This window comes from Aliirhizobium wenxiniae, assembly GCF_019511445.1.
Classification (GTDB): domain Bacteria; phylum Pseudomonadota; class Alphaproteobacteria; order Rhizobiales; family Rhizobiaceae; genus Neorhizobium; species Neorhizobium wenxiniae_A.
This window is the reverse complement of sequence record NZ_JAEUAN010000024.1, coordinates 85,135-101,641: the sequence shown is the minus strand read 5'-3', so window position 1 is coordinate 101,641 and position 16,507 is coordinate 85,135. Positions and strand designations below refer to the sequence as shown.

General features: G+C 61.5%; 7 protein-coding genes. All 7 read left to right on the top strand.

From position 1 onward, the window contains the following. Window positions 1-6,164 (top strand): Ig-like domain-containing protein (locus tag JNB91_RS24730; RefSeq protein ID WP_220328134.1); only part of this gene is annotated, 6,164 nt, incomplete at its 5' end. Window positions 6,165-6,182: 18 nt separating this feature from the next. Beyond that, on the top strand, window positions 6,183-8,435 hold the full coding sequence (locus JNB91_RS24725) for a type I secretion system permease/ATPase (RefSeq protein WP_223218365.1): 2,253 nt from the start codon (window positions 6,183-6,185) through the stop codon (window positions 8,433-8,435). 3 nt (window positions 8,436-8,438) lie between these two features. After that, the gene (locus JNB91_RS24720; protein ID WP_430736360.1) at window positions 8,439-9,635 is read left to right on the top strand and encodes an HlyD family type I secretion periplasmic adaptor subunit; all 1,197 of its coding nucleotides are present in this window, start codon (window positions 8,439-8,441) and stop codon (window positions 9,633-9,635) included. Between the two features lie 45 nt (window positions 9,636-9,680). Then, window positions 9,681-11,381, top strand: coding sequence for a hypothetical protein (locus JNB91_RS24715; protein WP_220328133.1), 1,701 nt, complete (start codon window positions 9,681-9,683; stop codon window positions 11,379-11,381). Window positions 11,382-11,533: 152 nt separating this feature from the next. Further along, on the top strand, window positions 11,534-13,012 hold the full coding sequence (locus JNB91_RS24710; protein ID WP_220328141.1) for an amidase: 1,479 nt from the start codon (window positions 11,534-11,536) through the stop codon (window positions 13,010-13,012). A 322-nt stretch (window positions 13,013-13,334) separates the two neighbouring features. Beyond that, window positions 13,335-14,909: a Re/Si-specific NAD(P)(+) transhydrogenase subunit alpha gene (locus tag JNB91_RS24705; RefSeq protein ID WP_220328132.1), complete on the top strand. Its 1,575-nt coding sequence runs from the start codon at window positions 13,335-13,337 to the stop codon at window positions 14,907-14,909. A gap of 20 nt (window positions 14,910-14,929) precedes the next feature. Continuing rightward, window positions 14,930-16,375 carry an NAD(P)(+) transhydrogenase (Re/Si-specific) subunit beta gene (locus tag JNB91_RS24700; RefSeq protein WP_220328131.1) on the top strand — a complete coding sequence of 482 codons (1,446 nt, stop codon included), beginning with the start codon at window positions 14,930-14,932 and terminating at the stop codon, window positions 16,373-16,375. Window positions 16,376-16,507: the final 132 nt, after the last annotated feature.

Here is a 16,507-nt window from a genome sequence, read left to right as displayed (position 1 = left end):
ACCTTACTGCCCCCGACGCCCCGACCTCTCTCGACGTCAATGACGCCGGAACAGTACTCACGGGCCGAGGCGAGCCGGGCGCGACCGTCACGGTACGCGACGCAAATGGCGTGGTCCTCGGCACCGGCACGGTCGCCGGCAATGGCACTTTCACCGTCAATCTCAACCCTGCGCAGGACAATGGCGGCGAATTGAAGGTCGTGCAGCAGGATGCTGCAGGTAATGTCTCTGATCCCGCCACGGTAACCCTTGAGGATGACCAATCTCCGGCTGCGCCAACCAATCTGGCCGTCAGCGACAACGGACTGGTTCTGAGCGGCAGAGGCGAGCCGGGAACCAAGGTTACCGTCACCGACGCCGCGGGCGACGTGATCGGCGAGGACACTGTCGACCCCGACGGCACATTCAGTGTCGAGCTGGATCCCGCTCAGCTGGATGGCGGCGAACTGGATGTCGTGCTGACGGATGCGGCAGGCAACGCGTCCACGCCCGGCACAGTTCTGGCACCGGACCCCGACGCCCCGCCGGCACCAACGGACATAGACATCAACGGCACCGGCACGATCCTCACAGGCGAGGGACAGGCCGGTGCGACGGTGCGGGTCACCAACGCGGCCGGAGCAACCATCGGCACCGGAACCGTGCTGGGCGACGGCAGCTTCTCCATCACGCTCAGCCCCGCACAGATCGACGGCAGTGAAGTGCGGGTCACGCAAACGAATGCGGGCGGCACCTCGCAACCTGCGCTGACGCTCTCGCCTGACCTGATCGACCCGACCGCGCCGACCAATCTTGCCGTCAATGATACAGGAACGACGCTGACCGGCCGCGGCGAACCCGGCACGACTGTCACAGTGACGAATGCTGCGGGCGATACGGTCGGCACCGGCACGGTGATGGGCAACGGCACCTTCACCATCACCCTCACCCCGGCGCAGACCGATGGCGGCAACCTGACCGTCATCCTGGAGGACGGCGGTGACAACACATCTCCGCCCGCAACCGTCGCTACTCCGGACCTTATCGCACCCGCGGCTCCGACCGGCGTAACGGTCAGCGGTGACGGAAGCCAGCTTTCCGGTCAGGGCGAGGCAGGTGCCACAATCACGGTCAGGGATGCCAATGGCGTCGTCATAGGAACCGGCACAGCAGGCAGCACCGGCGCCTTTACCATAGACCTGTCGCCGGCACAGGACAATGGCGGCCTCGTCAGGGTCGTACAGCAGGATGCCGCCGGCAATCCATCGCCAATCGTAACCGTGACATCGCCGGACACCACCGGGCCTGACGCAGCATCGGACCTCAACGTCAACGACACCGGAACGGTTTTGACCGGCCGCGGCGAACCGGGTGCCACGGTGACCATCACCAACGAAGCCGGCGATACGATCGGCACCGGCACTGTCGCGCAGAACGGCACGTTCAGCATCGGACTGACCCCGCCGCAGACCGATGGCGGCGATCTTCAGGTGATCCTGACCGATGCAGGCGGAAATCCGTCCGACCCAACCATCACGCCATCTCCCGATCTCATCGGCCCCGACGCCCCGACCGGCATCACGGTCGGCACCGGTGGCACGACATTGACGGGTCAGGGCGAACCCGGCGCAACCGTTACCGTCACGAACGAAGCCGGACAGGTTGTCGGCACCGGCACTGTCGGGCCGACCGGGGAGATCAGCATTCCACTCAATCCGGCACAGACGGCCGGCGGCGACCTGACGGTGGTCCTTGAGGATGAAAGCGGAAATCCGTCCACCCCCGTCACTGTAACCGCTCCAGATACGCTTGAGCCGGACCAGCCCGGAAACCTGACCGTAAACACTGCGGGTACGATCCTCACCGGCACCGGCGAAATCGGCACCACCGTGACTGTCACCAACGCCGCTGGACAGCCGGTCGGCACCGGCACGGTCGGTCCGGACGGCACATTCACCATCGGCCTCAGCCCTGCCCAGACAGATGGCGGAAACCTGTCCGTTACCCTTGAGGATGAAAGCGGCAACGTCTCCGATCCGGGAACCGTCCCGACCACGGATACGACGCCTCCCGCAGCACCAGGCGGTCTTGTCGTCGAGGAAGGTGGCACGACCCTGACCGGTACCGGCGAACCCGGCGCGACCGTCACCGTCACCAATGCCGCCGGTCAACCTGTAGGCACGACAACGGTCGAAGAGGACGGCTCCTTCAGCGTCACGCTAAACCCCGCGCAGATCGATGGCGGAAATCTTCAGGTCGTACAGACCGATGAGGGAGGCAATCCATCCGCACCGGGCGTCATCGCCTCCGTCGATGAAACACCGCCGGCCTTGCCGACCAATCTCAGTGTCAACGCCGACGGCACGCAGATCACCGGCCGCGGCGAGCCCGGATCGGATGTCACGGTAAGAAATGCTGCCGGTCAGGTTGTTGCCACGGGCGAAGTCGAAGCCAATGGTACGTTCACGATCACGCTGTCTCCGGCCCAGAATGACGGCACCGGGCTGCAGGTCACGCTCGCGGACGGTTCCAATAACGAGACCGATCCGGTCCCGGTCACAACACCCGACATCGTTGCACCAGGTGCTCCAACGGGACTGGAACCCAGCCCCGACAGAAGCGAACTGTTCGGTGAAGGTGAGCCGGGCGCCACAGTAACCGTGACCGATGCGGACGGCGTTGTCGTCGGCACCGGTACGGTGGGTGATGACGGTACGTTCCTCATCCCTCTCACTCCACCACAGACGGACGCCGGCGAACTGAACGTCACTCTGACCGACGCAGCCGGAAATACCTCGCCCGAAACGACCCTGTCGATTGACGACATCCAACCGCCAGCACCTCCGACAGAGCTGGTGGTTAGCGATGACGGATTGACCTTGACGGGCGTTGGCGAGCCCGGCACCGAAGTGACCGTCACAGGTCCCGGCAGCGTATTCCTCGGCAGCGCCACCGTTGGGCCGGACGGAACATTCACCGTTCCGTTAAACGCCGAGCAAATCAATGGCGAAGAGCTTGAGGTCGTTCTCGAAGACGCGGCAGGCAACATATCAGATCCGGCAACGGTCTTCGCGCCAGATCCCGACGCGCCACCTGCGCCGACCAATCTTGATGTCATTGATGACGGCAATACGCTGACAGGTGAAGGCCTGGCCGGCACAAACATAACTGTCAAGAACGCTGCCGGTGAGACCGTCGGCACAGGTACGGTCGATGTGGACGGCACGTTCTCGATTACGCTCTCACCCGCTCAAAACGACGGTGGCAATCTGCAGGTCACCTTGAGCAACGTCGCCGGCACATCGCAGCCCGGCACCGTTGCAACCGATGACCTCACCGCCCCGGACGCGCCGACTAATCTGAGCGTCAACGCCACCGGCACAACCATCAGCGGCAAGGGCGAACCGGGTGCGCAGGTGACGATCACCGATGCGCAGGGCAACGAGATCACCACCGGCACAGTTGGTGCCAATGGCAACTTCTCCATCACCCTGAACCCGGCACGCAACGATGGCGGTTCCCTCAATGTCGTACTGACGGACGCTGCCGGCAACGATTCCGATCCGGGCACGGCGACAACGCCAGACCTGACACCGCCCGACGCACCGACCAATCTCGTCGTCACGACAAACGGGCTACAGCTCACCGGCGCCGGCGAAGCAGGGACGACCGTTACCGTAACGGCAGATGGCGTCATCGTCGGCACCGGCACGGTAGGTTCGGGCGGTACATTCACGGTCACGCTCAATCCGCCTCAGGTGGATGGCACCGAACTGGAAGTGACGCTGACGGATGCCGCAGGCAACGTGTCCGACCCCGAAACGACCTCGACACTGGACACGACGGCCCCGGATGCGCCGACCAACCTTATCCTTGACGGCAACGGCATCGACCTGACGGGTGAAGGCGAACCAGGTGCCGCGATCACGGTGAGGAACACCGCCGGCCAAATCGTTGGCACCGGAACCGTCGACCCGGACGGCACCTTCAGCGTCACGCTTAGCCCAGCGCAGGTGGACGGCGGAGACCTGAGCGTTGTCTTGACCGATGCGGCCGACAACACCTCCCTCCCCGGCACCGTTACCTCTCAGGATGAGACCGGGCCCGAACCGCCGACAAGCCTTGTCGTCAACAGTTCCGGCACGCTGATCGGCGGCGGCGGTGAACCCGGCTCCACGGTGACCGTTACCAATGCCGCAGGCCAGGTCGTCGGCACCGGCACGGTCGCCTCGGACGGCACTTTCAGCATCGGCCTTTCGCCATCACAGGTGAATGGCGGTGAGCTTGATGTCGTGCTGACGGATAGCGCCGGAAATGAATCCGACGTGGCCTCGGTCAATTCACCTGATCTTGTCCCCCCGACGGCCCCAGCGGGGCTCGACGTCAACGACACCGGGACAGCACTGACAGGCAATGGCGAGCCTGGTGCGACAGTCCGCGTCACCAATGCCGACGGCATTCTGGTCGGAACGGCGGTTGTCGGCGGCAACGGCACCTTCACAGTGACGCTGAGCCCGGCGCAAGCTGATGGTCGAGATCTCACTGTCATTCAAACGGATGCGGCCAACAACCCGTCTCCCGCCGCAACCACCGACACACCCGATCTGCTCCCGCCCGATGCGCCGGAAGACCTTGCCGTCAGCCCTGCGGGCACCGAGCTGACGGGCACCGGCGAACCGGGAGCCACCATCACGGTGACGGGCACCGGCGGCGCCGTCATCGGCACCGGCACAGTCGCGGCCAACGGCACGTTCAGTGTCGGCCTCTCGCCCGCGCAGGTGAACGGTCAGGAACTGGATGTCGTGCAGCGGGATGCGGCAGGCAATACCTCCTCTCCAGCCTCCACGACAGCACCCGGCGTCGATTTCGCTCTGACCAATGCGACCGATACCGCCATTCTCGACCAGACGATCACCCGCCAGAATGAGGCGGCGCCCTCTGCCGCAAGCGCAACGGTCACGGCTCTGCTTGCACTGTCGATCGGCAACCTAGCCACCGTGAACCTGGGTCAGGGAAATAACCCGGTCGTCAACTTCAACCTTTCAGGAAACACCAACTCGGTCGATCTGGATCTGCGCATCGGCGGCCTCATCAATGTCGGCCTGCTCAGCAACTATTCGGTGATCATCGAGCGCTGGAACGGCACGGCTTGGGTGCGAGGAGACTATGGCACCGACAATGTCGATAACGGCATCCTGCGGCTGAATCTCCTTGGATCTCCTACCGGCGAGATCACGCTGACCGACCTCGATTCCGGTCAGTATCGCGCCACGCTCGTTCCCAATCCCGGTGTCACACTGGGTGTCGGGACAGTTCGCGAGATCTCGGTCACGGCAACCGATCAGGTCGAAAATGTCCAGATCAGCGTTGGCGAAAGGGCCGAAGGCAACTTCATCGATGCGGCCGCCACCGGCAACACGGATGATCTGCGCATTGCCGAAATCGAGTTCAATGGCGTCACCCACACGCTCGTCAATGGCACGGTCACGGTGGAAGGTGCGTTCGGCACGCTCGTCTTCAATGCCGATGGCAGCTACATCTATACGCCACACACGACAGTCACGGTAGATTCAACCGACCAGTTCACCGTGGTCGTTGTCGATCCGGTGACGGGAAACGAATTGTCTTCCGATCTCACCATCGACGTCGATGTTCAGGATACCAGCACCATGATGATGGCATCGGCATCTGACGAAATGTCGAGCTTCGCCCTCGCCGACGATGGCGGCGGTAGTGATGTCACAGACAGCCCTGATGACAACGCAAGGACGACGGCGGAGAACGACACGTCCTCCGACAATCCCGACGCACCGGATCCCGATATATCCGCCACCGATACGACGGTAACGGATGACACGACATCGGACGCCGCTCTTGCCGATGGTTCCGACACCACGCCCGAGCAGCAGGAACCGGTCGAGCTTGCGCTGAACGCCGATGACGGCTTGAGCCTGCTGGTTCAAGGCGGTGAAGAGGTCGATCTCAGTGCGCTCGACAACTTGACCGGCGACACATCGGTTGATGTCGGCGGAGGCGACGGCACGGGTCTCGACATATCAGCCAACGTCGATCTCTCGAATGCCGTCGATGCAGTGGTGGATCTGGTGGAAACACCGCCGCTCGATCCGTTCGAGCCGCTCAGTCAGGACGACGATCTTGCAACACCAAGACTGCCGGTGGTCTAGCGCGGAGGAGATGACCTGATGGATGCCAGACAGGCTCCTTCCGAAAAAAAGATAGATACGACAGACGGGGAAAGGGCGACCGCCCTTCCCCCGCCAAATCCCGATACCACCGACCAGAAAAATGCAGCGTCGCTGAGCCATGCCAGAGACTGGATCGAAATCATGGGGCTGCTGGCGCAGCACTATGGCATCGCCCATTCGAAGTTCGCCACCAACTACATTTCTATCATGCAGGAAGCGGCGCCCCCTGTTCACCGGATCGGCAAGCTGGCGCGACGTTTCGGTCTCGACGCCAAGCCGGTAGAGCCGCTCGCCAAGGGCATAACCGCCCGCCGCCTGCCGATGCTGCTTGAGCTCACCTATGGCGATATCGGGCTGATCACGGAGATCAACCGTGACGAGGTGAAGATCACCTTCGCCGGCGATAACGGCCAGTGGACCTGGATCCCGCTTTCCGAACTCGATGGCCATATCACCCACCTGCTGATCGCCCGCGACGCCCGCACCCGACCAGATGAACGGATCGATGCCTATATCGCGCCCGATACCCAAGGCTGGTTCCGCAAGCTGGCGCTCAATGATCTCCGCCCTTATAGCTACGTTCTCCTGGCATCCTTCGTCGCCAATGCGCTTTCAATCGCCGGCGTGATCTTTTCGATGCAGGTCTATGACCGCGTCGTGCCCGCCAATTCGATGAGCACGCTCGTGGTCCTGTTCATCGGCGTCGGCGTTGCCGTCGTCTTCGATTTCATCATGCGCAAGGTCAGAACCGCGATCATCGATATCGTCGGAAAGCGGGCGGATATCCGCATTTCCGATGTCGTCTTCGGCCATGCACTGAGGGTCAAGAACCAGAACCGGCCGAAAGCCACCGGCACCTTCATCGCCCAGCTGCGCGAACTCGAACAGGTCCGCGAAATGCTGACCTCGACAACCGTCTCCGCCATTGCCGACCTGCCCTTCTTCCTGCTCTTCCTCGGTCTCTTCGCCTATATCGGCGGCTGGCTTGCCGTCATTCCGGCCGCAGCCCTGCTCATCATGGTCGCGCCCGGCCTGCTGGCACAGGGCAAATTGAAGCGGAATGCCAGCCTTGCGATGCGCGAATCCTCTTTGCGCAACGCCATGCTGGTCGAATCCATTCAGGGCATCGAGGATATCAAGGCGCTACAGGCCGAAAACGTATTCCAGCAGAAATGGAACACGTTCAATTCGGCCAGCGCCGATGCGCAGGTAAAACTCCGCTCCATCACAAGCACGCTGACAAGCTGGGGCCACGGCGTCCAGACGAGCGTTTTTGCGGTCATCGTCTTCTGTGGCGCGCCGATGGTGATGGCAGGCGACATGAGCACCGGCGCGCTCGTCGCCTGCTCCATTTTGGGCTCCCGCATGATGGCGCCGATGGCGCAGCTGACCCAGGTTCTCAGCCGCCTGCAGCATGCCAAGATCGGCCTTTCCAGCCTCAACACGATCATGAAGATGCCGGTCGACCATCCGCCGGCTGAAGCAAGGCTTTCAGTCGGTTCGCTGCTCGGCGAATATCGTTTTCGCAATGCCGTCTATTATTACGGCGAACCCGCCGGCCGGCCGGCGCTCTCGCTTTCGGATTTCTCGACCAAGGCCGGCGATACCATCGCTCTCCTCGGCAAGAACGGCGCCGGCAAATCCACCCTGCTGCAGGCGCTTTCCGGCCAGTTGCAGCCTCATACCGGCGAGGCGCTGATCGATACTCTGGCAATAGATCAGATCGATCCGTCCGACCTGCGCCGCGAAGTCGGCCTGATCACCCAGCACTCCCGCCTGTTCCACGGCTCGATCCGCGAAAACGTGCTGATGGGTGCCCAGAATGCCTCGCAGCAGGCAATGCTCGAAGCGCTGCAGATGACCGGCGCGGATGAATTCATCCGCATGCTTCCCAAGGGTATCGACCACCTGATCGACGAAGGCGGGCGTGGCCTGTCGGGAGGCCAGCAGCAGGCTCTGCTCCTGACCCGGCTTCTGATCCGCAATCCGTCCGTGGTGTTGCTCGACGAACCGACGGCTTCGATGGATGAGGCAACCGAAAAGCTGTTCATCCAGCGCTTCTCCGCCTGGGCGAAAAACAAGACGGTCGTGATCGCCACCCATCGCATGCGCGTGCTCGATCTGGTCGAGCGTGTTGTGGCGCTCGACGGCGGCCGCATCGTGCTCGATGCGGACAAGGAAGAAGCCCTGCGGGTGTTGAAAGGTGAGAAACCGGCCCAGCAGCTGCGCAGCGTCAGGGGCGGGAGTTAAGCCATGGCCATGTCGTTCCCGCGTATCGTCGACGAAAGCTGGCACTATGGCGGCGAGGACGAGGTACGCCTGTCAAAAGCCAAGATGGTCGTTTGGATCATGGCCCTCATCATCGCCGTCGGCCTCGTATGGTCCTACTTCGCCATTCTCGACGAAGTCTCGACGGGCGATGGCAAGGTCGTTCCGATCAGCAAGGAACAGGTCATCCAGTCGCTCGAAGGCGGTATCGTCTCGAAGCTGATGGTGCAGGAAAACCAGGTTGTCGAACGGGGGCAACTGATCGCCCAGTTTGATCCGACGATCACCGAATCCGGCGTCGGAGAATCCGCCGCCACATACCGGGCAGCCTTGGCGAGTTCGGCAAGACTGACGGCGGAAGTCAACCAGACCCCCCTCACCTTCCCTGAAGAACTAAACGCCTATCCCGACCTGATCGCCTCGGAAACGCGGCTCTATGAAGCCCGCCAGCATAATCTGAAAGAGACGCTGCAATGGATCGATGAATCGCTTGCGCTCTCCCGTCAGGAACTCGCGGTCAACGAAGACCTGTCGAAGATAGGTGCTGCCAGCAGTGTCGAGATCATCCGCCTGAAGCGTGAACGGGCGGAACTGGAGCTGAAAAAGGTCGAGACCAGCACCCAATATGTCATCGACGCCCGGGAGCAACTGGCCAAGGCCAATGCCGAGGTGACCTCGCTTTCCTCCGTCATCAAGGGCCGCTCGGACAGTCTGGCCCGCCTGACGCTGCGCTCCCCCGTGCGCGGCATCGTCAAGAATATCGAGGTTTCCACCATTGGCGGCGTCGTTCCGCCGAACGGCAAGCTGATGGACATCATCCCGCTTGGCGACCAGCTGATGATCGAGGCCCGCATCCTTCCGCGCGACATCGCCTTCATCCACCCGGGCCAGCGGGCGACTGTGAAGATCACCGCCTATGACTACGCCATCTATGGCGGACTGGAGGGCAAGGTCGTCACCATCTCGCCGGACACGATCCAGGACGAGGTAGACCCGGAAATCTATTACTACCGCGTCTTCGTGAAGACGGAAAAGGACGCGCTGGAGAACCATGCCGGAAAGATATTCCCGATCTCGCCGGGCATGGTCGCCACCGTCGATATCCATACCGGCCAGAAGAGTGTGATGGACTATCTGCTAAAGCCCTTCAACAAGGCCAAAGAGGCAATGCGCGAACGCTGAGGCAAGGCATGGATGAAGGAAGGCCTGGGTGAAGGAAGGATCCACATGACGACGCCACCGGATATGACCTTGCTTCTGGAGCATGTGCGCTCGGCATGCCGACCTTTGCCCCTGCCCCATCCAGCCTTTGTCCTGTTTTTCTCCTGCTCCGATGGAGAAGAGCGCGCGAGCGTCACCATCGCGCGCGGCGGCTCTTTCGACGAGGCCTGGCAGAGTGGCATGGAGGCTGTTCGAGCCATTCAGCGCCGCCAGTCCGGCCGGCATCGCTGGTTGCGGGTCGATTGGCCGACCGCTCTGGAGGCCTCGACCTGGGACGAACTCCGCGATGTGCTGAACGACACCAAACGCAACTATTTCCGCCTTGGTATATCGCTCGATGACCTGTTCGAAACCGCCTTTCTGGAGCAGGAACTCAACGCCAATGCGATGCTTTACGGCGGCAACAAGAACGTCTCGGCCGAACTGAACGAGAAGAATTTTCTCCTGTATTTCAACGCCCGTTTTCCTGACCAGCCGCCGCCGGATTTTGTCGATGATCGGGTGATCTATCCTTTCGCCAGCACGGGCGCCTTTTTCGACGGAACGACGGTCTACCCTCTCCATCCTTCCGGCCTCAATGCCGGACGCCGGGTCATCGACAAGCTGGATGTCGGGCAGGTTACCTCCCTCATCTACGACGCTTCCGAATTCCTCGCCCGCCAGGTCGGCCCCGACGGGCGCTTCGTCTACGGCTATCACCCCTGCTTCGACAGAGAGATCGGCACCTACAATACCCTTCGCCATGCCAGCACCACCTATGCGATGATCGAGGCTTACGAACTGACCTGCACGCCGCTCCTGCGCGAAGCAATCAACCAATCGATCGCCTGCCTGACACGCGACCTCATCGTCCATGCTCTTTTGCCCAACGGCCGGATCGCCGCATTCCTCGTCGAAGCCAACAACGAGATCAAGCTCGGCGGCAATGCCGTCGCGATCCTGGCGCTCGCCAAATATGCAAGCGTCTTCGATGACGACCGGCATGACGAACTGATGGAAAGACTCGCGTCGGGCATCTGCTTCATGCAGGACGAAAAGACCGGCGCATTCCGCCACGTTCTGACCTTCCCGAGCCTTGAGATAAGGCAGGAATTCCGCACAATCTATTATGAAGGAGAGGCCGTCTTTGCCCTGATGCGGCTCTACGACCAGCTTCGCGACGACCGCTGGCTCAATGCCGTGGAACTCGCCTTCGGTCATTTCATCCGCAACAATTACGCCGGCCATCACGACCACTGGCTCGCCTATTGCGCCAATGAACTGACACGGCATCGTCCCGAAGAAGACTATTACCGCTTCGCCATCGACAACGTCGCCGATCACCTCGATTTCGTCGCCAACCGCATCACGACATTCCCGACGCTTCTCGAATTGATGATGGCGACGCGGCAGGTTTTGACGCGATTGAAAATCGACGGCCGCTTTCCTGACCTCCTGAACCGGATAGACCCCAACCGCTTCGAGCGGGCTTTGGAAAAACGGGCGCATTACCTGCTCAACGGATATTTCTGGCCGGAGATGGCGATGTTCATGCGTAACCCGAAGAAGGTGCTTGGCTCCTTCTTCATCCGCCACCATGCCTTCCGGGTGCGCATCGACGACGTCGAACATTATCTTTCCGGATACGTCGCCTATCTGCGATACCTGCATGAGCAGGAATTGAGAGAAGACGCCCCGCACGACGTCTCCGGCAGAAGCGACCGTTAGCGGTTCAACTTTTCCATTCTGGCTCCCGATTCCATGAGACACGTTCTCTCAGGCGTGATTATCTGCACCCCTGCACTACATGGCCCGTGCCGTTCTGGCCGAGGCTTTTTCAAAACAGAATTTCGCTAGAACGAAAACATTGGGGAATGCAGATGACGATGGTGATGAGCTGGGCCGAATGGTTCGGCAAAGACGGTCTTGGCCTTGCGGAACTGGTGAAAAACGGTGAGGTCACCGCATCCGAACTCGCAGCGCAGGCGGCAACGGCGATCAAGGCGGTCAATCCGCAGATCAGCGGCGTGGTCGAGATCTTCGAGGACGCTGTTTCAGACGCCACCGTCAACGGTGCAAATCCCGAAGGGGCCTTTGCAGGCCTGCCTTTCCTCCTGAAAGATCTAGGCCCGACACTTGCCGGCCGGCTGCAGGAGCAGGGCTCGCTCTACATGAAGGGCAATCGCCCGACATCAGACACCTTCCTGACCACGAAAATGAAGGCGGCGGGCCTCAATATCATAGGCCGCACCACGACCCCGGAATTCGGCTGCTGCAGCTCGGCGGAAAACCCGGCGCTTTATGTCACCCGCAATCCCTGGAACACGGATTTCACCAGTTGCGGCTCGTCTGCCGGCTCCGCAGTAATGGTCGGCGCAGGCGTCGTGCCGCTTGCCCATGCGACGGATGGCGGCGGCTCGATCCGCATTCCGGCGGGCGTCAATGGCGGGATCGGGCTGAAATCCTCTCGCGGCACTTTCTCCATTGCCCCGGCAGGATCTGACTTCACCTCCGTCGTCTCGACACAGGGCTGCATCACGCGCACGGTGCGCGACACGGCCGCCTTCGTCGACAATTGCCGTGGCGGCGCACCGGGCGAGTTCATGCCCTACTGGTTGCCCGAAGCGCCCTTTCTGGAGCTGATTGAAAGTGATCCGAAACCGCTGCGCATAGCAGTCTCCCACGACTGGGGACTATATAAATCGACACCGCATATCGTCTCGGAACTGGAGCGTACCGCCCGTTTCCTCGAAAGCCTCGGCCACCATGTCGAATGGATCAAACCCGAGATCGACTTCGAAAAAGCCTATGCGGCACAGACGGCCTGCTACATCACCAACTTCGCCCAGACGGTGAACAACCTTCTGCGCATGCGCGGCATCGACAAACCACCGGCCGACCTCATCGAGCCGATGAATATTCGCATATGGGAACAGGGCAAGGACGCGACCTATACCGATCGCGCCGACATGCAGCTCGCCTTCAACGAAACGGCCCGCGCCTTCGGCGAATTCTACGAGAAATGGGATATCGTGCTGACGCCGATCACCGCGCGGGAAACACCGCCGATCGGCACGACCGAATATCTGACGATGACCGACAATCCCTCCGCGCTCGACTGGTTTGCCAATCTCTGGGGCTTTTTCGCCTATACCCCATTCAGCAATCTCTGCGGCACGCCGGGTTTGAGCCTGCCGCTTGCCAAACATGCCAATGGCCTGCCGCTCGGCATGCAGATCCAGACCGGCCTTGGCCGAGACGGCTTGTTGCTCCAACTCGCAGCCCAGATCGAACGGGCGATCGACGGCAAGTGGAACCTTGGCGATCTGCCGAAAGTACACGTGACCGCGATAGCCTGACGGCTGCTCTCAGCGGCGGCGCGCTCGTACTGCTGAACCAAACTCGACGGGGCGTCCCATATGTCACTTCGCCAGCGACCTATCGTCGCTGGCTGCAGGCACGCCATCCCGGAAAACCGGCAAGACCCAAGGGGCAAATGACAGGCTAAACAAGGAACCCGGCAGAAAAGGGCGACTTGCAGCCGCGCCCCTCTTGCGTTCACCGTACCGCTAAGTACCATTACCGGCCTTTCCGCCCTGAAAGCCTTGTCGTAACACTTGTCGACAGGAAGTGCCGGTACCGCCGGCGGGGCATTATGAAAACGAACTGGGGACGAAACGATTGAAGATCGGGGTATTGAGAGAGCGCGGGGATCGCGAGGCGCGTGTTGCGATGACGCCGGAGAGTGCGTTGGCCTTGCAGAAGCTGGGCTATGACTGCGTGATCGAAACGGGTGCGGGCAAGGCTGCGGGTTTTGCTGACGACGCCTATCGCGCCGCCGGCGTGAGCGTGGTCGATACGCCGGACGCGCTGATCGAAGCTTCCGACGTGATCGCCAAGGTGCGCCCGCCCGAAGCGGCTGAGGTGGAAAAACTCGGCCCGGGCAAGACGCTGATCTCCTTCTTCTACCCGGCCCAGAACTCGGCATTGCTTGAGCAGGTCAAGGCCAAGGGTGCCAACGTCATCGCCATGGACATGGTGCCGCGCATTTCGCGCGCCCAGAAGATGGATGCGCTGTCGTCGATGGCCAACATCGCCGGGTACCGCGCCGTCATCGAGGCTGGCAACAACTTTGGCCGCTTCTTCACCGGCCAGGTCACGGCTGCGGGCAAGGTACCGCCGGCAAAAGTTCTGGTCATCGGTGCGGGCGTTGCAGGTCTGGCCGCCATCGGCACCGCAACCTCGCTCGGCGCGATCACCTATGCCTTCGACGTTCGCCCGGAAGTGGCCGAGCAGATCGAGTCGATGGGCGCCGAATTCGTCTTCCTCTATTTCAAAGAAAGCCAGCAGGATGGCGCTGCGACCGGCGGTTATGCCGCCCCGTCGTCTCCGGAATTCCGCGAAAAGCAGCTGGAAAAGTTCCGTGAACTTGCGCCTGAAATCGATATCGTCATCACGACGGCACTGATCCCCGGTCGTGACGCGCCCAAGCTTTGGACCGCCGACATGGTGGCGATGATGAAGCCCGGTTCGGTCATCATCGACCTTGCGGCTGAGCGCGGCGGCAATTGCGACCTCACCGTCGCCGACGAGCGCATCGTCTCGGAGAACGGCGTCATCGTCATCGGTTACACCGACTTCCCGAGCCGCATGGCCGCGCAGTCTTCGACGCTCTATTCAACCAATATCCGCCACATGATGACGGACCTGACGCCGGCAAAAGACGGCGTCGTCGTCCACAATATGGAAGACGACGTCATCCGCGGCGCGACCGTCACCAAGGACGGCGAGATAACTTTCCCGCCACCGCCACCGAAGATCAAGGCGATCGCCGCCCAGAAGCCCAAGGAGAAAGCCAAGGAGCTGACGCCGGAGGAAAAGCGGGCGAACGAAGTCGCAGCCTTCAAGGCGCAGACGAAGAACCAGGCCATCCTGCTCGGCGTCGCGACGGTTCTGCTGCTGATCGTCGGTGCCTATGCGCCGGCAAGCTTCATGAGCCATTTCGTCGTCTTCGTGCTCTCCTGCTTCATCGGCTTTCAGGTGATCTGGAATGTCTCGCATTCGCTGCACACACCGCTGATGGCCGTGACCAACGCCATTTCCGGCATCGTCATCCTCGGCGCGCTCCTGCAGATCGGCTCCGGCAACTGGCTGGTCGTCGTGCTCGGCGCTTTGTCAGTTCTGGTTGCGACGATCAATATCGTCGGCGGTTTTCTCGTGACACGGCGCATGCTCGCCATGTTCCAGAAGTCTTGAGTGCGTAGGGGGTTATCACAATGACGATCGGTATCGTTTCGGCCGCCTACATTTCTGCTGCGGTTCTCTTCATCCTGTCGCTCGGCGGCCTTTCCGGCCAGGAAAGCGCCAAGCGCGCCGTGCTCTACGGCATCATCGGCATGGCGCTCGCCGTCATCGCCACCTTCTTCGGCCCGGGTGTCGCCACCAGCTTCGGCATTGGCCTCATCATCCTGATCATGGTCGCCGCCGGCTCCATCGCCGGTTATTACGTGGCAAGCCGCGTGCAGATGACGGAAATGCCGCAACTTGTGGCGGCTCTCCACTCCTTCGTCGGCCTTGCCGCCGTCTTCATCGGCTACAATGCTCATATCGAGGCATGGCGCGTCGGCGGCCTTGATGAGGCTGCGCGTGCAACGCTCGAAGGCTTTTCCGCCATTCTCGCCCACAAGGATCCGGTCGAACTGGCAATTATGAAGGTCGAGGTCTTCCTCGGCGTCTTCATCGGTGCAGTTACCTTCACCGGCTCGGTCGTCGCCTTCGGCAAGCTGGCCGGCAAGGTCGACGGCAAGGCGAAGAAACTGCCCGGCGGCCATATGCTGAATGCCGGCGCAGCGATCCTCTCCTTCCTGCTGCTGCTTGCCTATTGCAACGGCGCAGGCGTCTGGACGCTCATGCTGATGACGCTCTTGGCCTTCTTCATCGGCTACCACCTGATCATGGGCATCGGCGGTGCCGATATGCCGGTCGTGGTCTCGATGCTGAACAGCTATTCCGGCTGGGCGGCCGCCGCGATCGGCTTCACGCTCGGCAACGATCTCCTGATCGTCACCGGTGCGCTGGTCGGCTCCTCGGGTGCAATCCTGTCCTACATCATGTGCAAGGCGATGAACCGCTCCTTCATCTCGGTCATCCTTGGCGGCTTCGGCGGCACGACGGGTCCGGCGATGGAAATCGAAGGCGAACAGATCGCCATCGATGCCGAAGGTGTCGCCAATGCCTTGAACGATGCGGACAGTGTCATCATCGTTCCCGGCTACGGCATGGCGGTGGCGCAGGCCCAGCAGGCGGTGTCGGAACTCACCCGCAAGCTGCGCGCGGCCGGCAAGGAAGTCCGTTTCGCCATCCATCCGGTTGCCGGCCGTCTGCCGGGCCACATGAACGTGCTGCTCGCGGAAGCCAAGGTGCCCTACGACATCGTCATGGAAATGGACGAGATCAACGACGATTTCCCGAATACCGACGTCGTCATCGTCATCGGCTCCAACGACATCGTCAACCCGGCAGCCCAGGAAGACCCGAACTCGCCGATCGCCGGCATGCCGGTTCTGGAAGTCTGGAAGGCCAAGCAGGTCTTCGTCTCCAAGCGCGGCCAGGGCACCGGTTATTCCGGCATCGAGAACCCGCTTTTCTACAAGGAGAACACGCGGATGTTCTATGGTGACGCAAAGAAGTCGGTCTCCGAACTTCTGCCGATGATAAAGTAGCAGAACAAACACGTTCGGGGCCGCATTGCCGGCCCCGAACAGCACTAGCGGCACGAAACCGGCTCCCCTCGAATTGAGACAGGTCAATGCGCAACATGATGACCGGTGAGTTTCATGACGGATCGATCAGAA